This is a genomic window from Neobacillus terrae (genome assembly GCF_011393025.1).
GTDB classification, from domain to species: Bacteria; Bacillota; Bacilli; order Bacillales; family Cytobacillaceae; genus Neobacillus_A; species Neobacillus_A terrae.
Genome location: NZ_JAAOEO010000002.1, coordinates 397986 through 416839 on the forward strand (window position 1 = coordinate 397986; position 18854 = coordinate 416839).

Below are 18854 nucleotides of genomic sequence, written 5' to 3' on the forward strand. Positions count from 1 at the left end.
CGTGACAGAATTAGGTAATCGACTGAAAGAAGCCCGTCTGGCTAAAGGGCTTAGTCTGGATGATCTTCAGACAATGACCAAAATACAAAAGAGGTATCTCACAGGCATTGAGGAAGGCAATTATTCTTCTATGCCAGGAAACTTCTATGCCAGGGCTTTTATTAGACAATATGCAGAAGCGGTACAGCTAAACCCTGAAGAAATTTTTGAGACTTATAAATCAGAAATTCCGGCGACTCAGCATGATGAGCTTCCAGAGCAATTGTCAAGGGTTAAAACTCATAAACAATTGGCAGAACCAAGTCCCAAGGTGCTTGATTTATTGCCTAAAATATTGATAGGAATTGTTGCGGTAGGAATTGTTGCGCTTATTTATTATCTTTTCTCACAGCACGCAGACAAGAATTCCGACCAGGCAGTAAATAATAAAAAAGAACCGGCTGAGATTGTTAAATCAGATAATCTGAAAAATGATGAGAAAAAGAAAGATACAAAACCGAAAGAAAAGAAGAAGAAAGATACGACCAAGGGAAGTACTGCACCTCCAGCAGCAGAAACGCCTAAGCAGGATTTAGCTGTGGTTCAAAGTGTGGGAAGTAAGTCAACTTATGAACTGAAAAACGCCGACGCATTTGTAGTTAAAGTAGTTTCCAAGGGACAGACATGGGTAAATATTAAAAATGGCAAAGGGTATTCTTTCTTCCAGGGTATGCTGAAAGCAGGGGAAACTCAAAGTAAAGACCTCACGAAGGAAAGTGAAGCTGTTATTGTAGTTGGACGAACAATGGATACTGAAATATATGTCAATGATCAAAAATTGGAGTACGCTGTTCCGCCTAATAGTGTGGTTCGCCAGGATATTACCGTCCGGTTCGTTCCAAAACAATAGCTTTATCTTTTCACATATGTTTCTTTTGAATTTTAGTTGGAGGAAAGAAAATGAATTTACCAAATAAAATAACTGTATCAAGGATACTTTTAATCCCAATATTTATGATTCTTATGCTTGTTCCCTTCCATTGGGGAAAGGTTCATTTGCTTGGCGCTGATCTCCCTGTAACACATTTGGCCGGGGCTCTTCTGTTTATTATTGCGTCAGCGACTGACTGGGTTGACGGGTATTTGGCCCGTAAGCTCAACCTTGTTACCAATATGGGGAAATTCCTTGATCCTCTTGCAGATAAACTTCTCGTTTCTGCAGCTCTGATTATCCTTGTAGAACTTCAGTTTGCGCCTTCCTGGATCGTGATCATTATCATTAGCAGGGAATTTGCAGTTACTGGTTTGCGTTTGCTGCTTGCAGGAGAGGGCGAGGTAGTTGCAGCCAATATGCTTGGAAAAATAAAAACCTGGACTCAGATTGTTGCAATCTCTGCATTGCTACTTCATAACATAATTTTTGAAATGGTATCATTTCCATTCGCAGATCTTGCTTTATGGGTCGCAATGATTTTCACTATTTGGTCCGGTTGGGATTACTTTGCAAAAAATACGCATGTTTTCCGGAATTCTAAATAAGTTTCAGTTCTTTAAACTAAATAGGATCAAAAAAGAGGCTGGTGTTTATCGGCCTCTTTTCATTCAAATCAAGAGGTGAGTTTAATTGAATGCAGAAATTATTGCAGTAGGATCAGAATTATTGCTCGGACAAATTGTAAATACAAATGCGAGATTTCTATCTCAGCAGCTTGCCGGACTCGGAATAAACGTTTTTTACCATACGGTGGTTGGAGATAATCCGGACCGTCTTAAAAAAGCACTTGAGATTGCGGATGTTCGCTCTGAATTAATTATCCTCACCGGCGGGCTGGGTCCAACCAAGGACGACCTGACGAAAGAAACAATTGCCGGACACTTGGGGAAAAAATTAGTTATGGATGAAAATGCATTAAATTCAATAGAAGAGTACTTTAAGCGAACCAACAGAATAATGACCGATAATAACCGAAAACAGGCACTTATTTTGGAAGGTTCACATGTTCTTCCTAATGAACATGGTATGGCTCCTGGTATGAAGGCAAATGCCAATGGCCGGGTTTATATACTCCTCCCAGGACCGCCTAAGGAAATGGAACCTATGTTTTTAAAATATGGACATTCCGCTCTTCTTAATGAGCTGGAATCAGAAGATAAAATAATCTCCAGGGTGTTAAGGTTCTTTGGAATAGGCGAGTCCATGCTGGAAACTGAAATTGAGGATTTAATTGATAATCAAAGCAATCCAACTATTGCTCCTCTAGCCTCAGATGGTGAGGTTACATTAAGGCTTACTGCCAAGCACTCTGTTGTTGAAACAGCATTGGAACTTCTGGATTCAGCAGAAAAAGCAATCCAGGAGAGAGTGGGCCAGTATTTTTACGGGTATGATGACACTTCTCTGATGGAAGAACTGACAAAGGTTTTGAAGGAGAAGGAATTAACAATCTCTGCCGCAGAAAGTCTTACCGGAGGAATGTTCCAGCAGGAATTTACTTCTATTCCGGGAGCTGGGAGCCTGCTTAAGGGCGGAGTTGTCTGCTACACCAACGAAGTTAAACACGAGGTTTTAAAAGTAAAAAAAGAAACCATCGAGAATGATGGTGTTGTAAGTGCACAATGTGCAAAAGAACTAGCTGAAAATATCGCCGCTCTGACGAATGCTGATATCGGTATCAGTTTTACAGGAGTTGCAGGGCCTGATGAGCTGGAGGGCAAGCCGGTTGGAACGGTATACATTGGTATTGCCATTAAGGGACAGCCTGTCAGAGCAGAGAAGCTCAATCTTGGAGGAAGCCGTGCAGCAAACCGTGTAAGAACAGTTAAATACGGATGCCACTTCCTGATCGAGCAGTTGAAAAAAGGATAATCCAATTAAGCTCCTGGACGCCCGCATAAAGCAAGCGGCTGCAGCGAAGATCAAAAGGCAAGTTTAACAATAAACCTTTCTTATGGTGAATATCCTTCTATTAAAACCACAGAAAGCAAAGACTTGCATTCTGTGGTTTTTTGCCTTGTTTCGGAGTATTGAATCATGGATAAATATTAAAAGACAGATAATAGAGGGATTTTTAGTTTTAAGGGTTTTATTAACCACAAAAAGGAAGTTTCCTCTATAAAATCAGATGTTTTGAAGGTACTCCCTGGTTTTAAAAAAAACGAATAAATGTTCGATTTTTTGCTCGACAAAAACCCAAAAATGGTATATATTATTAATAGGTTAAAGAAAGGCGAAAGCGCCGTCTAGCAATGTATTTCGGCCTTCGCTGGACAATAATCAATCTTTTGATAGATACTAGATATTAACAGAGATAGTAACAACAAGCACAGTCTTTTTTATATATAAAAGGAGGAAACACATAGTGAGTGATCGTCAGGCTGCCTTAGAAATGGCCCTAAAACAAATAGAAAAGCAATTTGGTAAAGGTTCTATTATGAAACTCGGAGAACAGACAGACCGCAGAGTTTCTACTATCCCAAGTGGTTCCCTTGCATTGGATGCTGCACTAGGGGTGGGCGGATATCCAAGAGGACGTGTAATTGAAATTTATGGTCCTGAAAGTTCAGGTAAAACAACTGTAGCTCTTCATGCAATTGCCGAGGTTCAGGCACAAGGCGGACAGGCCGCTTTTATTGATGCTGAGCATGCTCTTGATCCTGCTTACGCACATAACCTTGGAGTAAATATCGATGAACTTCTTCTTTCCCAGCCGGATACAGGTGAGCAGGCGCTTGAAATTGCAGAAGCTCTTGTACGAAGCGGAGCTGTTGATATTATCGTTATCGACTCAGTTGCGGCTCTTGTTCCAAAAGCTGAGATTGAAGGCGAAATGGGTGACGCACACGTTGGTTTGCAGGCTCGTTTGATGTCCCAGGCTCTTCGTAAATTATCAGGTGCCATCAATAAATCGAAAACGATTGCCATCTTCATTAACCAGATTCGTGAGAAAGTTGGCGTTATGTTTGGTAACCCGGAAACTACCCCTGGTGGACGTGCGCTTAAATTCTACTCCACCGTTCGTCTGGAAGTGCGCCGTGCAGAGGCTCTAAAGCAGGGCAATGATATTGTCGGAAACAAAACAAAAATTAAGGTTGTTAAGAATAAGGTAGCTCCTCCATTCCGTACTGCCGAAGTAGATATTATGTATGGAGAAGGAATTTCCAAAGAAGGAGAAACCATTGACCTTGGTTCAGATTTGGATATCGTGCAAAAGAGCGGTTCCTGGTATTCCTATAATGAGGAGCGACTTGGACAGGGCCGTGAAAATGCCAAGCAATTCCTTAAGGAAAATCCTGCTGTTCGTCTTGAAATCTCAGGAAAAATCCGCAGCCATTATGGTCTGGATGAAGAGAAAGTGATTAATGAAACAGAAGAACCAGATCAGTTTGAGTTAATAGACTAATGTATGGAGCAAAGCCTGAACTTCGGCTTTGCTTTTTTATTGTTTAAAAAGTTTTATATTTTCACCTTATGGATAACTCTCAACTATGTTATTGTAATCTAGCTCCAGCACCCAGCCCCTCGGGGTCATAAGCCAAATCACTGCAGAAAACAGGACAAGGAAAGCTTCGGAAGCATCCGCATCGCACGAAGGAAAAGCTTTAGCTTTTCCGAGGATGACTACGTGATTCGTCTTATGCCTGTTGGAGGCCCACAGGATGTGGCGATTTTAGCCTTTCATCATCTAACCAGGGCGCTTACGCCTTTTGTTCTATACATAAAGTTGGATTATTATACATGGATTTTTTGAACAAGAGTTATTTTCTTGGGAAATAAATTCTAAATATTTAAAAAGTCAACAAGGACAAACCCTTGACAATATATAGACACATCGGTACAATTAACATGTATATTTTACATTTTTGGTAATATTACACCGTTTAAAAGTCATGGTGCTTGCAGTATGTTGAGCAAAACAATATACATGTCGACACTTAAAAAAACGTAATTAAAAGTTCATAGCAAGAGGAGGTGTAACGATGGAACCCATTACAATCATCTCCATTTTGCTTGGCCTTATCGTCGGTGCAGTTGTTGGATATCTAATACGTAAATCCATTGCTGAATCAAAAATAGCAGGCGCCAAAAGTGCAGCAGACCAAATCATAGAGGATGCAAAGCGTGACGCAGATGCTATGAAAAAGGAAGCCCTGCTTGAAGCAAAGGATGACATTCACAAGCTTCGTACTGAAGCTGAACGTGAGGTTCGTGAACGAAGAAGTGAGCTTCAAAAACAAGAAAACCGTTTACTGCAAAGAGAAGAGAATTTAGACCGAAAAGATGAAACGCTTAATAAGCGAGAAAATCTTCTAGAGAAAAAAGATGATTCTCTGAACCAAAGACAACAGCATATTGAAGAGATGGAAAGCAAAGTGGACGAGATGGTACGAGCACAACAAACTGAACTCGAACGGATCTCAAGCTTGACTCGCGAGGAAGCTAAATCAATCATTCTCGATAAAACTGAGAAGGAACTGACTCATGATCTTGCAATTATGATTAAGGAAAGCGAAAATCGCGCCAAAGAGGAAAGTGACAAAAAGGCAAAAGAAATTCTTTCACTCGCAATCCAACGTTGCGCTGCTGACCATGTTGCCGAAACAACTGTTTCTGTTGTTAACCTTCCAAATGATGAAATGAAAGGCCGCATCATTGGCCGTGAAGGACGAAACATCAGAACACTTGAAACGCTGACAGGTATCGACTTAATTATTGACGATACTCCGGAAGCAGTTATTCTTTCAGGATTTGACCCAATCCGCCGTGAAACAGCAAGGCTGGCATTGGAAAAATTAGTCCAGGACGGACGAATCCATCCGGCTCGAATCGAGGAAATGGTTGACAAGGCCCGCCGTGAAGTGGATGAGCATATCCGCGAAATTGGAGAACAAACAACCTTTGAGGTTGGAGTTCATGGCTTGCATCCAGACCTTATTAAAATTCTTGGCCGACTTAAGTATCGTACAAGTTATGGACAGAATGTACTAAAGCATTCTATGGAAGTAGCACAGCTTTCAGGTTTGCTTGCTGCAGAGCTTGGCGAGGACGAAACACTTGCCCGCCGTGCAGGCTTACTTCATGATATTGGGAAAGCAATTGACCATGAAGTGGAAGGAAGCCACGTAGAGATTGGTGTTGAACTTGCCACCAAGTACAAGGAGCATCCTGTTGTTATTAACAGTATTGCTTCCCACCATGGTGACACAGAACCAACTTCTACTATTGCCGTACTGGTAGCAGCTGCAGATGCTTTATCTGCTGCAAGACCAGGAGCACGCAGTGAAACACTTGAGAACTATATTCGTCGTCTTGAAAAGCTTGAAGAAATCTCAGAGTCTTATGAAGGTGTTGAAAAATCCTTTGCCATTCAGGCTGGCCGTGAAGTAAGAATCATTGTCAGACCGGAAGCGATTGATGATCTGGCCGCTCATAGACTTGCAAGGGATATCCGAAAGCGGATCGAGGAAGAACTGGATTATCCAGGGCATATTAAAGTAACGGTTATCCGGGAAACACGGGCCGTAGAATACGCAAAATAAAGCGGTGCATTTAGCACCGCTTTATTTTTTGCGGCCAGGGAATGTGGGTAATTCACATCCTATTGTGTTACAATTTTAATAAGGCAAATTTTAATTACGTTAGGGGCTTTAGCATGAATATATTATTTATCGGTGATGTGGTAGGTTCGCCTGGCAGAGATATGGTGAAGGAGTACCTGCCTAAGCTTAAAGATAAATATCGCCCGCAAATGACTATCATCAATGGTGAAAATGCGGCCGGAGGCAAAGGAATCACTGAAAAAATATACCGTTCATTTTTGGAATCAGGAGCACAGGCAGTAACTCTCGGCAACCATGCATGGGATAACCGGGAAATCTTTGAATTTATTGATTCTGCCAAGTACCTTGTTCGTCCTGGGAATTTTCCTGAGGGAACACCGGGAAAAGGAATTGTTTTCGTTAAAATGAATGATCTGGAAGTTGCTGTTATTAATTTGCAGGGCAGAACCTTTATGGCGCCACTTGATTGTCCATTTAGGAAGGCTGATGAATTGGTTGCGGAGGCAAGAGAAAGAACTCCATTTATTTTTGTGGACTTCCATGCTGAAGTAACGAGTGAAAAGCAGGCGATGGGCTGGTACCTCGACGGAAAAGTATCTGCTGTGGTAGGAACTCATACTCATGTACAGACGGCGGATAACCGCATTCTGCCGGGCGGAACAGCCTATCTTACAGACGTAGGAATGACAGGTCCTTATGACGGCATTCTTGGTGTGGAAAAGGAAGCGGTTATGAAAAGGTTTCTAACTTCCCTACCAGTCCGTTTTGAGGTGCCTACAGAGGGAAGGGCCCAGCTGAGTGCAGTTTATATTGAACTGGACCGTAAAACTGGCTTAGCTAAGAAAACCCAGCGAATCCTTATAAATGATGACAACCCTTTCTATTCATAAATGACAAGTACCCCGACATACACTAATGTCGGGGGTTTTCTCTTTTAGATGATGTTGTAGCTCATTGGTGATTTTTAACCATGTTGATGGGATTGGGTCTCCTCGAAAATGCATTTTGTATTTCCATCGTGCGGTGTTACTTCGAGGAGTGAGGCGAGGAATGGTGACAGGTTTCTAAAACGCCCGCGGAAAGCTAGCGCAAGAAGTGGAAAGCAACAGGAAAATTTAAAAGAGCCGTCTTTAAAAGTGAAAACTCCTAAAAAAAATATCCATACGCCTTTTTTTGACCAAGCCGGAATATGTCTTTTATTGGTCGAATATAGTAGCAGTGGAATGATATATATGCCTGATTTGGTTCATGAACTGTCATGCGGGATCGGGATTATACAAGGAGGAGCCAGGAATGGAAATATTAAAAGTTTCAGCAAAATCTAATCCTAATTCTGTAGCTGGTGCGCTTGCCGGAGTTCTCCGTGAAAAAGGGAACGCGGAAATCCAGGCAATTGGGGCGGGTGCATTGAATCAAGCTGTAAAAGCAGTTGCGATTGCTAGAGGGTTTGTAGCACCCAGCGGAGTTGATTTAATTTGCATCCCGGCATTTACAGATATTTTAATTGACGGAGAAGAACGCACAGCGATAAAACTAATTGTTGAACCTCGTTGAAAGAGAAAGGCCCGGTTTGAAAAAAACCAAAAAACTAGTTCTTAGCCTGCTTGGTATCAAGCAGGCTTTTTTTCGAATGAAAATAGATATGGAGAGCAGAAGAGGAACCGTTTTAGGCGTGTGATTCTAAGTAACTTTAAAAAGTGAAAAAAGAATGGTAATAATACTATTCTAAAATACAAGTTGATGGTTTTTAATATAAAAGTATTAAAAATAAAAACATTATTAATGACGGGGAAATATCCTGAAAAATAAGCTTTTTAGCTAGTAAATTTCTTAGCTTTTGGGAACAGGATTTGTACATTGTAAAAATATTCAAATTTTAGACAATATTTATCTTGAAAGGGTTGCAATTTCACTTCTATAGGTCTAGAATTGTAAGCGTTTAGTACATCTCCTGAAAATAATTTTTAGTCCTTTAAAGTGCTAGGTTAAAAGTCTACTTAATTTTTGGAGCGTGCTGTACAAATACAAATGTTTTTTACATATTTTCTTACGTATATAAAGGGGTGTAAGACATGATCAATCAACTTTCGTGGAAAGTTGGCGGACAGCAGGGGGAAGGAATCGAGAGTACAGGAGAAATTTTTTCCATCGCGTTGAATCGCCTGGGGTATTATTTATATGGATACCGTCACTTTTCTTCCAGAATTAAAGGCGGACATACAAATAATAAAATCAGAGTAAGCACAACTGAAGTACGTTCCATCTCTGATGATTTGGACATTCTAGTAGCTTTTGACCAGGAAACAATTGACTTAAACTATAAAGAATTACATAGCCACGGCGTTATCATGGCTGATTCCAAGTTTGATCCAAAACAGCCAGCTGATACACAAGCAGCAATGTATGCGGTACCATTTACAGAGATTGCCACACAGCTCGGTACTTCTTTGATGAAAAACATGGTTGCGATCGGTGCGACTTCTGCTGTTCTGGATCTTGATATTACTGTTTTTGTAGAAGTAGTTCAAGAGATTTTCGGACGCAAAGGCCAGCAGGTAGTAGACAAAAACATGGAAGCCATTAAAGCCGGTTTTGATTATATGAAAGATCAGCTTGGAGCAGGGGTAGAAACCATGCAGCTTGAAAAAGCAGATGGCAATAAGCGCCTGTTCATGATCGGTAACGATGCAATTGCATTAGGAGCTATTGCAGGAGGCTGCCGCTTTATGGCTGCCTATCCTATTACTCCTGCTTCTGAGATCATGGAATACCTTATTAAAAAGTTACCTGCCCTTGGCGGTACAGTTATCCAGACTGAAGATGAGATTGCTGCCTGTACAATGGCAATCGGCGCTAACTATGCTGGTGTTCGTACAATTACAGCATCTGCGGGTCCTGGATTATCTTTAAAAATGGAAGCAATCGGCTTGTCCGGTATTACAGAAACTCCGCTTGTTATCGTTGATACTCAGCGCGGCGGCCCATCTACAGGACTTCCAACCAAGCAAGAGCAATCTGACTTGATGGCTATGATTTACGGAACACATGGTGAAATTCCAAAAATCGTTCTTGCTCCAAGTACAGTAGAAGAAGCTTTCTACGATACTGCAGAAGCATTTAACCTTGCTGAAGAATATCAGTGTCCGGTTATTGTGCTTTCTGACCTTCAGCTTTCATTAGGCAAACAAACTGTTGAACCGCTTGACTTCAGTAAGGTTGAAATCAGACGCGGAAAGCTGGTACAGGGCGAAGTTCCTGCAACAGAAAACGGCGCTTACTTCAAGCGTTATGAAGTTACAGCTGATGGAGTTTCTCCACGTGTTATTCCAGGAATGAAAAATGGAATTCACCACGTTACAGGTGTTGAGCATGACGAAACAGGAAAGCCATCTGAATCTGCTGCGAACAGAATTGCGCAAATGGATAAGCGTTTCCGTAAAGTGGAAAACATCCGATTCAATACTCCAGTTTACAAAAATGCACCTCACGAAGATGCTGATGTATTGATTGTTGGATTTAACTCTACAAGAGGTGCTATCGAAGAAGCGATGCTGCGCCTTCAAAATGACGGATTGAAAGTGAATCACGCACAGATCCGCCTGATTCATCCATTCCCGACTGATGAAGTTCTTCCGCTTGTACGTTCAGCTAAGAAAGTAGTTGTTGTTGAAAATAACGCTACTGGACAGCTTGCAAATATCATGAAAATGAATGTTGGACATGCTGAGAAAATCGTTAAGCATGTAAAATACGATGGAAATCCATTCCTTCCTCACGAAGTTTACACAAAAGTAAAGGAGTTGTTCTAAATGGCCACTTTTAAAGAATTTCGAAACAATGTAAAACCGAACTGGTGCCCTGGCTGTGGCGACTTCTCTGTACAGGCTGCAATTCAGCGTGCTGCTGCAAATGTTGGTCTGGAACCTGAAAATCTTGCTGTTATTTCCGGTATCGGTTGTTCGGGCCGTATTTCGGGTTATATTAACTCTTATGGTTTCCATGGTATTCATGGCCGCTCACTTCCTATTGCACAGGGAGTTAAAATGGCAAACCGTGACCTTACCGTTCTTGCTTCCGGTGGTGACGGCGATGGCTTTGCAATTGGTATGGGACATACAATCCATGCAATCCGCCGCAATATCGACATCACTTATATCGTAATGGACAACCAAATTTATGGTTTGACAAAAGGGCAGACATCACCACGTTCTGCTGCAGGCTTTAAAACAAAATCAACTCCTCAGGGTTCAATTGAACAGGCTATTTCTCCAATGGAAATGGCACTTACTGCTGGAGCAACTTTTGTAGCACAAAGCTTCTCTACAGACTTAAAAGATCTTACTGCTTTAATTGAAGCAGGGATCAATCATAAAGGTTTCTCTTTAATCAACGTATTCAGCCCTTGTGTTACTTACAATAAAGTAAACACATATGACTGGTTTAAAGAAAACCTGACTAAGCTTAGCACTGTTGAAGGCTATGATCCTAACAACCGTGAACTTGCTATGCAGACTTTGATGCGGCATAACGGCCTTGTAACTGGCCTTATCTATCAAAATACTGAGCGTCAATCCTATCAGGAACTCGTTCATGGATATTCTGAGACTCCACTTAGCCAGGCTGACCTTCAGCTTGACCAGGCACATTTTGATAAACTTGTTGCTGAATTCATGTAAAAAGCAGAAAAACGCGGGAATCCTTCCCGCGTTTTTTTTCTGCAAATAAGGTTCATGTGATGGCTGTCACAGCGTAAATCGGATAAGAAAGATAGAATAGAATTCTTGTATATGAGAGTAATGCCTGCTGGGAATTTTTGCACATAAGGATCCTGGTTTCTGCGCTCCGCCATCTGCAATCGGCGCATAACTAGCGGCGTACTAGAACCTAATAATTATGGACAGCTAAACATGATCGGATTCGGGCGTATCCATCATGGGGATATAAAACTAGCTATAGAGTGCGAGTACATAAGAGCCAGCCTGTATTTGCTATTGTTTTAGAGCCTGATAGGCTATATACTATAATAATGTTCGTATATAACTTATAAATTCCACTAGTAAAGAAAGGGGATACAGAAAAATGAACGAAAAGCAGCGCTTAGAAGGCCAGCAGGCAAACACTGGTAATTCTTCGGACAAAAAATCCGTAAAGGATTACAGCAAATACTTCGAAACCGTTATTACTGCTCCTTCCTTGAAGGATGCTAAAAAGCGTGGTAAAGAAGAAGTTAAATATCATAATGACTTTGCTATTTCTGAAGAATTCAGGGGTATGGGCGAAGGCCGCAAATTTTATATCCGTACTTACGGCTGCCAGATGAATGAGCATGACACAGAGGTTATGGCAGGAATCTTTATGGCACTTGGATATGAGCCTACGGATAATACAGAAGATGCCAATGTGATTCTTTTGAATACTTGTGCAATCCGTGAAAATGCGGAAAATAAAGTATTTGGCGAGCTTGGCCATTTAAAGCATTTAAAAACTCAAAAACCTGATCTTCTTATTGGTGTCTGCGGATGTATGTCACAGGAAGAATCTGTAGTAAATAAAATTTTAAAGACGTATAACCAAGTGGATATGATTTTTGGAACACACAATATCCACCGTCTTCCTCAAATTTTGAATGAAGCGTATATGTCCAAAGAAATGGTGATCGAGGTTTGGTCCAAAGAGGGAGATGTCATTGAAAATCTTCCAAAGGTCCGCCGCGGAAATATCAAGGGCTGGGTAAATATTATGTACGGCTGCGACAAGTTCTGTACGTATTGTATCGTTCCTTATACACGCGGAAAAGAACGGAGCCGAAGACCAGAGGAGATTATCCAGGAAGTACGTCAGCTGGCCGCACATGGCTATCAGGAAGTTACTCTGCTTGGCCAGAACGTAAACGCTTATGGTAAAGACTTTGAGGATATGGAATATGGTCTCGGCGATTTGATGGAGGAAATCAGAAAAATCGATATCCCGCGTATTCGCTTTACAACAAGCCATCCGCGTGATTTTGATGACCATCTTATTGAGGTGCTTGCTAAACGCGGCAACCTGATGGACCACATCCATCTTCCTGTACAGTCAGGTTCAACTGATGTATTAAAAATCATGGCTAGAAAATATACAAGAGAGCACTACCTCGAGCTTGTACGCAAAATTAAAGCAGCTATTCCGGATGTCGCTCTTACAACTGATATTATTGTTGGTTATCCTAACGAGACAGAGGAGCAGTTTGAGGAAACACTCTCCCTGTATCGCGAAGTAGGCTATGATTCTGCTTATACCTTTATCTACTCACCGCGCGAGGGTACACCTGCAGCAAAAATGGTGGACAATGTACCGCTTGAGGTGAAGAAAGAACGTTTGCAGCGTTTGAATGCGGTAGTAAATGAGTTTTCTGCACTGGCCAATAAGAAATACGTAGGCCAGACCTTAAAAGTTCTTGTTGATGGGGAAAGCAAAAATAATCCTAATGTTCTTGCAGGATATACAAGTAAAAACAAACTTGTAAACTTTATTGGACCTAAAACTGCCATCGGAAAAATTGTTAAAGTAAAAATTACCGATGCAAAAACATGGTCATTAAACGGGGAAATGGTAGAAGAATTACAAACAGCAGAGGTGAAATAAGGTGGCTAAATATACAAAAGACGATATCGTTGCTCGTGCCATGGAATTGGCAGGCATGATCTCCGAAACAGAAGAAGTGGATTTCTTTAAACGTGCAGAAGCACAAATTCACAGCAATCAAAAAGTAACCAGCCTGATCAGTGACATTAAAGGCCTTCAAAAACAAGCTGTTAACCTACAGCATTACGGAAAGCAGGAGGCACGTAAAAAAGTGGAGGATAAAATTTCTTCCATTGAACAGGAATTAGACGATATTCCGGTAGTACAGGAATTTAAGCAGTCACAGCTTGAAGTCAATGAACTGCTTCAGCTCATTGCTTCAACTATTTCTAATACTGTAACCGATCAACTTATCGAGTCAACAGGCGGCGATGTTTTACGCGGTGAAACAGGAGCAGCGCTTCAAAATGATGAAGGCTGCGATCACGGCCATAATCATTAATATGCAGTGCTTGAACCAGGCTTATAAAAGCTCTGGTTCTTTTTTTTACACAAAAGTAAATTCTATATTAACCTCCTATTTCATACTATATCGTGACGAGCTGTGCTGAAACCCGATTGTGGTTAATGGGAACATCCCAAAAATCAGCGCATAAGATGAATTATGACTAAACTTTTATCCAGGGTATATAAATTTTATCGCACAACAATCGAGACAAACGCATAGGATGAAATGAAACTGAAAGAGGAGGGTTCGCTCGAAATGGGAGATTATAGAGAGATTATAACCAAAGCGGTCGTAGCGAAAGGACGTAAATTTACACAGTCCAATCATACGATTTGCCCGGCACACAATCCTACCAGCATTCTTGGCTGTTGGATTATCAACCATAAATACGAAGCGAAAAAACATGGTAAGACAGTAGAGGTAACCGGCCACTTTGACGTTAACCTTTGGTACTCCTATAACGATAATACCAAGACCGAGGTTGTCACAGAACGGGTTACTTATACCGATACCATTAAGCTTAAATATCGCGACCATGATGTAATGGGCGATAAAGAAGTAATTGCTAAAGTTCTGCAGCAGCCGAATTGTGTTGAAGCAGTGATTTCTCCAAATGGAAATAAAATCATTGTTAATGCAGAAAGAGAATTCCTTATTGAAGTAATCGGCGAGACAAAGGTTTGCGTAAAAGTAAATCCTGAAGCCTGCAAGGATTGCGAAGAAGAGGAATGGGGCACAGTGGTTGAAGACGAGGAGTTCGAAGAGTTAAATCCAGATTTCCTTATCGGATCCGAAGAGGAATAAAAGTTAACTAGGAAGGTTTGCTTCCTAGTTTTTCTTTTTTTTATAAAGTATCTCAGCATAATTTATCAGAGACGTCTACGACTAAAGAAGGAAGCCTCTCTTTATTGATCCTCCTATAATAAAAGCAAGGGAGTGATCGAAATGAAAATCTATCAGCTCAATATTAAGAGTTTCAGGCTTAAGGAAATGAAGGGATTTTATACGGATGTATTGAAAATGCCGCTTGTTAGCGAGTCAAAAAACCATTTTGCTGTAATGGCAGGAACCACCAAACTAGTTTTTGAAAAGGATGAAAGCATTACATTCTACCATTTGTGTTTCCGAACCAATGATGAATTTTTTGAAGACATGTTTGAAAAATTATCATCAAAAAAACTGCTTCTGCCCGACGAAGAGGGAAGCTACAGCATGTTTTGGAAGGGAAGGCAGGCGTATTTCACTGATCCGGACGGCAATATTCTTGAATTGCTTGAGCGCCCGTATACCTGGAGCGAAGAAGGCGTGGTAAAAGGCTGGCATGATGTCGGTGAAATCGGACTCCCAGTAGAGAATATCGCACAATTCCAATCTGAGCTGGAGGATTATAAGTTAAATATATTTAAGCGTGAAAGTGATACTTTTTCATTCTTTGGGGATGAAAATGGTGTGTTTGTGATGGTAAAGGAAGGCCGTCATTGGTACCCAACCGAGAACGAAGCTGCCGTTCACCCAATCAGCGTAATTGTCTCTGGAGAAATTCCGGGACATATCAGGCATAACCATTATCCATATGAAATTAAAATCCGAAAAGAGTGGGAAGGAACCATCCCAGCTGTCCAGGTAAGAATTGCCCGGCCAACTAATCAGATCGATCGGCTTTATGAGTTTTATCATGATGGTTTGGGATTGAAAAAGATTGGGGAGTTTCATGCTCATGAAGGATATGACGGAATTATGCTGGGGCTGCCGGATAACAGTGCTCATCTTGAATTTACACAAACCGAGCAGCCATCAGAACTTGCAAAGCCAACAAAGGAAAATCTTCTCGTATTTTATTTACCAAATGTATTTGAGAGGGACAGGATTGCAGAGAAGCTCCGTTTAATGGGGTATCCGGAAACGGAACCAGAAAACCCCTACTGGGGCAGGGGTGGAATGACCATTGAGGATCCCGATGGCTGGAGGATTGTTTTAATGAATACACCTGGAATCGGTTAAGTACACATAAATGGGAAAAAGTAATGCACTCTATTCTATGAGGAGGTGCATACTTTGGAAAAGAAAAACCCTGGAAACAGTGAAATGCCCGATTTCAAGGAGCTAAATGACCGAATTATCGAAGAAAGCCCTTCGACTCCAATGCTAGTAATCAAAACGAATCTTGATCCTAAAAATGTTGGGGAAGATAATCCGTATTATCAGGAGAAAAACTCAAAGGTATTCGAGGATTTTTTTGAAGGAAAATAAAAAAACAAGCCGGTGATATGCATCTCCGGCTTATTTCCATTCTAGGGCTAATATTGAATAACCAAAGACATCTTGGCTTTTCTGATTTTGAAACATATAACTCCGCAGCAATCCTTCTCTTTTAAAACCAAGCTTTTCAAGCAATTGCCAGGAAGGCTTATTTTCGGGATAGACGATAGCGCCAATTCTCGAGAAGCCCAAGGTGACAATACTATAGTCCAGAATTTCTTTTATAGCTTCATTGGCATAACCTTTTCTCCAATAGTTGGGATGAATTTCATAGCCAACTTCGGCTCTTTTATGTTTAAAGGAGCAAGCATTAAGTCCTGCGGTTCCCATCAGCTTTCCGTTTTCCTTTAATTCAAGTCCCCAGCGAATTCCTCTTTGCTCCGAATAATTGTTCTGAAACATCTCGATTAATTTCACTGCATCGTTCTCGCTGACGAATGGGTCAGTACCGTAAAATCTAGTCACTTTTTCGATTGATAATATTTCAAATAATTCAGGAGCATGTTTCTTTTTGAGTTCAATTAATCTAAGTCTTTTAGTCTCCAGTTCTGCAAATGCCATCTTATCTCTCCTTTTAGCTATCACACTTAATACTTCGCGAACAATTCTATGATTACCTGCCTATAAAAATAGCTATGAAAAAAGAATCATTTTTTAAAAGGATAAATTTACTTACTATTCGTGAAAACAGCCTTATTTGTGTAAAAAGTCTTTCTTTTTCCGAGTGCCTGACATTCTATTTTAAATTAATGAGGGATTAATACCTAGAAAAGTAAAAAGATTGTCTATTGTTTAGAAAAATGTATTTCTTGAGGATAATAGAAAAACAAATATAATGAATATTAAGAAAATTTAAGGAGGAATAGTATGAAGGCAAAGAAAAAATTAATAGGAAGTGCCATGGCCTTGGCATTAAGTGCTTCAGCCATTTTTGGAAGTGCTGCTTATTCCGTAAAGGCGGAAAGTGCTAGTAAGAATTACATAATTTTATTTAAAAATTCGGATAGCCTTCCAGCTGGTTACGAAAAGATGATTAAGGATGCTGGCGGTTCCATTAAAAGTCAGCTTGGCAAGCTTGGAACAGTTGAAGTAAGCAGCACCAATCCAAACTTTTTGAATGAGATGAGAAGTTCCTCTCTCGTATTGGAGGCAGGGGCTGAAAATACTGTTTACCCAGAAACGCCAGTGGACCAGGAAGCTGTTACATCTGATGCCATTGCGCAAAACGCCGATTTATACAATTCTCTTCAATGGGATATTAAACAGGTAACAAACAACGGGGCGTCATGGAATCTGCCAGGCGGAACCGGAAAACCAACTGCAGGAGATGATATTGTTGTAGCAGTTGTGGATACAGGAATTGACTATAATCATCCTGATGTAAAAGGTAACTATGCTTATGGAAAATCCTTTGTTCCTGGCTATTCCGATCCAATAGATCAAAACGGCCATGGAACTCACGTAGCCGGATCTATTGCTGGTAAAGGAAGAATTATGGGTGTTGGCCCAGACTTAAAGGTGGCTGCATACAGAGTGTTTGGACCAACAGGCGGAGCTGAAACATCAAATATCGCCAAGGCGTTAATGACTGCAGCCGATGACAATGTCGATGTTGTAAATATGTCCCTCGGGGGATATGACTGGTTCCAGGATCCTGCTTACGCTACAAAGGATGTTGTGGCGGATGTTCGTTTATTTAACAGAGCGATCCAATATGCAATTAAAAACGGAGTAACTGTTGTTGGTTCGGCTGGAAATGATGCAGTAGATATTAGCAGCCCCGGCAAGCTTTCCGGAGATGATAATGGCTCCACCCACCGCAGCCCAAGTAGTCAGACCATGATCCGTGTTTCTGCAGGTGGTGCACAGAAGAACCTAACTTTCTATTCCAACTATGGTGTGGGAAAAATTGATGTTATGGCACCGGGCGGAGACCTTGGTCCGAACTACGATCCTGTTAAAAAAACAGGAAGAGATAATTCATATCTTTGCTTGAGCTCTGTACCTGTTCTTGATGCTAATGCGAATGTTATAGGTCATGGATATGCATACTATGCTGGTACATCAATGGCAGCACCTAAAACAGCTGCACTTGCTGGTGTGGTCATTGCAAAATATGGTAAAGACAATCTATCTCCAGCACAAGTAAAGCACATCATTCAAGCTTCCGCTGAGGATGTATTCAAGCCAGGATACGATGAAAAAGCTGGATTTGGTCTTATTAATGCAGTAAACGCGCTTCAATAGTAAGAGGGGAAGAGGGTGGTTCCATTGTGGGACGCCCTCTTTTAATAACTTCATCATACCTCGATGGGTAAATTTGAATTGATCTCGTTGATTTTAAATGTTTTTAGTAAAAAAAACAGCTAATTGATTCCTTTTTTAAGAAAAAGGACCCTATTTTCTTAAAAAAGCTCGTTGGGTAGCCGGAAATTTAGATCTAATTTTATAGGAAATACTCTCCCTCATTCATGGAAATGCACGATTTTGCTCAAGGAATGCACGTTTTTTTTAAAAGAATGCACGAATTTAGAAAAGGAATGCACGATTTTCCCTGATGAATGCACCTCCATAAAAACTTATAACCGAGTATAAAGGGTTTTGCACGAAAGTAAGGGGTTATTGCCCACAGAAGAAACAAAATGCACATCTTCCCCAATTGGTTTAACTAACCATAAATAGAACCGCTAATGTTGATCCTATCTTATCCCGCACTAAGGGGGAGTAATCGCTTTAAAAGAATTAAATAAAGGCTTGGAAAACTCCCCCAAAGTACCCAATTGGTTCAACTAACCATCAGCCGGACGGCTGATGGAAGTTTCACTTTGTCCCGCATAAACGGCGAGTATTTCTATACCATTTTAAATAGCGGTGCAAAGATAAATATCTGACCATTACTTGGAAACTCCCCGTAAATGCCCGATTCATTCAACTAAACTTTCAGCGGAAAAACATCCCGCTGAAAGTAAGTTTCATCTTGTGTTAT

The 18854-nt window shown here is 40.9% G+C and carries 16 protein-coding genes and 1 pseudogene; 16 read left to right on the forward strand and 1 reads right to left on the reverse strand.

Annotation, left to right across the window (positions count from 1 at the left end; genetic code table 11):
- The first annotated feature begins 1 nt into the window (after position 1).
- The 15 genes and pseudogenes from G8761_RS04425 to G8761_RS04490 all read left to right on the forward strand — a co-directional run bounded on the left by G8761_RS04425 (position 2) and on the right by G8761_RS04490 (position 15859).
- On the forward strand, positions 2-889 hold the full coding sequence (locus G8761_RS04425) for a RodZ domain-containing protein (protein ID WP_166024049.1): 888 nt from the start codon (positions 2-4) through the stop codon (positions 887-889).
- Positions 890-939: 50 nt separating this feature from the next.
- Positions 940-1518: a CDP-diacylglycerol--glycerol-3-phosphate 3-phosphatidyltransferase gene (pgsA, locus tag G8761_RS04430; protein WP_166024051.1), complete on the forward strand. Its 579-nt coding sequence runs from the start codon at positions 940-942 to the stop codon at positions 1516-1518.
- An 85-nt stretch (positions 1519-1603) separates the two neighbouring features.
- Positions 1604-2845, forward strand: a complete 1242-nt coding sequence (locus G8761_RS04435) for a competence/damage-inducible protein A (protein WP_166024053.1) — start codon at positions 1604-1606, stop codon at positions 2843-2845.
- Positions 2846-3338: 493 nt separating this feature from the next.
- Positions 3339-4379, forward strand: coding sequence for a recombinase RecA (gene recA, locus G8761_RS04440; RefSeq protein WP_166024055.1), 1041 nt, complete (start codon positions 3339-3341; stop codon positions 4377-4379).
- Between the two features lie 577 nt (positions 4380-4956).
- A complete protein-coding gene (gene rny / locus G8761_RS04445; RefSeq protein WP_166024057.1) occupies positions 4957-6516 on the forward strand; it encodes a ribonuclease Y in 1560 nt (519 codons plus the stop codon).
- 113 nt (positions 6517-6629) lie between these two features.
- On the forward strand, positions 6630-7427 hold the full coding sequence (locus G8761_RS04450) for a TIGR00282 family metallophosphoesterase (RefSeq protein WP_166024060.1): 798 nt from the start codon (positions 6630-6632) through the stop codon (positions 7425-7427).
- Between the two features lie 403 nt (positions 7428-7830).
- Positions 7831-8091, forward strand: a complete 261-nt coding sequence (gene spoVS, locus G8761_RS04455; protein ID WP_166024062.1) for a stage V sporulation protein SpoVS — start codon at positions 7831-7833, stop codon at positions 8089-8091.
- 518 nt (positions 8092-8609) lie between these two features.
- On the forward strand, positions 8610-10346 hold the full coding sequence (locus G8761_RS04460) for a 2-oxoacid:acceptor oxidoreductase subunit alpha (protein WP_166024064.1): 1737 nt from the start codon (positions 8610-8612) through the stop codon (positions 10344-10346).
- On the forward strand, positions 10347-11213 hold the full coding sequence (locus G8761_RS04465; RefSeq protein ID WP_166024066.1) for a 2-oxoacid:ferredoxin oxidoreductase subunit beta: 867 nt from the start codon (positions 10347-10349) through the stop codon (positions 11211-11213). It begins immediately after the preceding gene.
- A 403-nt stretch (positions 11214-11616) separates the two neighbouring features.
- Positions 11617-13161 carry a tRNA (N6-isopentenyl adenosine(37)-C2)-methylthiotransferase MiaB gene (gene miaB / locus G8761_RS04470; RefSeq protein WP_166024068.1) on the forward strand — a complete coding sequence of 515 codons (1545 nt, stop codon included), beginning with the start codon at positions 11617-11619 and terminating at the stop codon, positions 13159-13161.
- A gap of 1 nt (position 13162) precedes the next feature.
- Complete coding sequence (locus tag G8761_RS04475; RefSeq protein ID WP_166024070.1) at positions 13163-13603, forward strand: YlbF family regulator; 441 nt, start codon at positions 13163-13165, stop codon at positions 13601-13603.
- A 261-nt stretch (positions 13604-13864) separates the two neighbouring features.
- Positions 13865-14413, forward strand: a complete 549-nt coding sequence (locus G8761_RS04480) for an outer spore coat protein CotE (RefSeq protein ID WP_027322423.1) — start codon at positions 13865-13867, stop codon at positions 14411-14413.
- A gap of 186 nt (positions 14414-14599) precedes the next feature.
- Positions 14600-14869: pseudogene (locus G8761_RS27805) on the forward strand (VOC family protein); the annotation flags it as partial.
- 324 nt (positions 14870-15193) lie between these two features.
- Positions 15194-15610 (forward strand): VOC family protein, encoded by a 417-nt coding sequence (locus G8761_RS26990; protein ID WP_420800226.1) that lies wholly within the window; start codon positions 15194-15196, stop codon positions 15608-15610.
- 54 nt (positions 15611-15664) lie between these two features.
- Positions 15665-15859: a hypothetical protein gene (locus tag G8761_RS04490; protein ID WP_166023352.1), complete on the forward strand. Its 195-nt coding sequence runs from the start codon at positions 15665-15667 to the stop codon at positions 15857-15859.
- Positions 15860-15889: 30 nt separating this feature from the next.
- Here the strand turns inward: G8761_RS04490 and G8761_RS04495 are convergent, their stop codons facing one another.
- On the reverse strand, positions 15890-16429 hold the full coding sequence (locus tag G8761_RS04495; protein WP_166024074.1) for a GNAT family N-acetyltransferase: 540 nt from the start codon (positions 16427-16429) through the stop codon (positions 15890-15892).
- Between the two features lie 306 nt (positions 16430-16735).
- Between G8761_RS04495 and G8761_RS04500 the strand changes: the two genes are divergently transcribed.
- The gene (locus G8761_RS04500) at positions 16736-18115 is read left to right on the forward strand and encodes a S8 family serine peptidase (protein WP_166024076.1); all 1380 of its coding nucleotides are present in this window, start codon (positions 16736-16738) and stop codon (positions 18113-18115) included.
- The last annotated feature ends 739 nt before the right edge of the window (positions 18116-18854 follow it).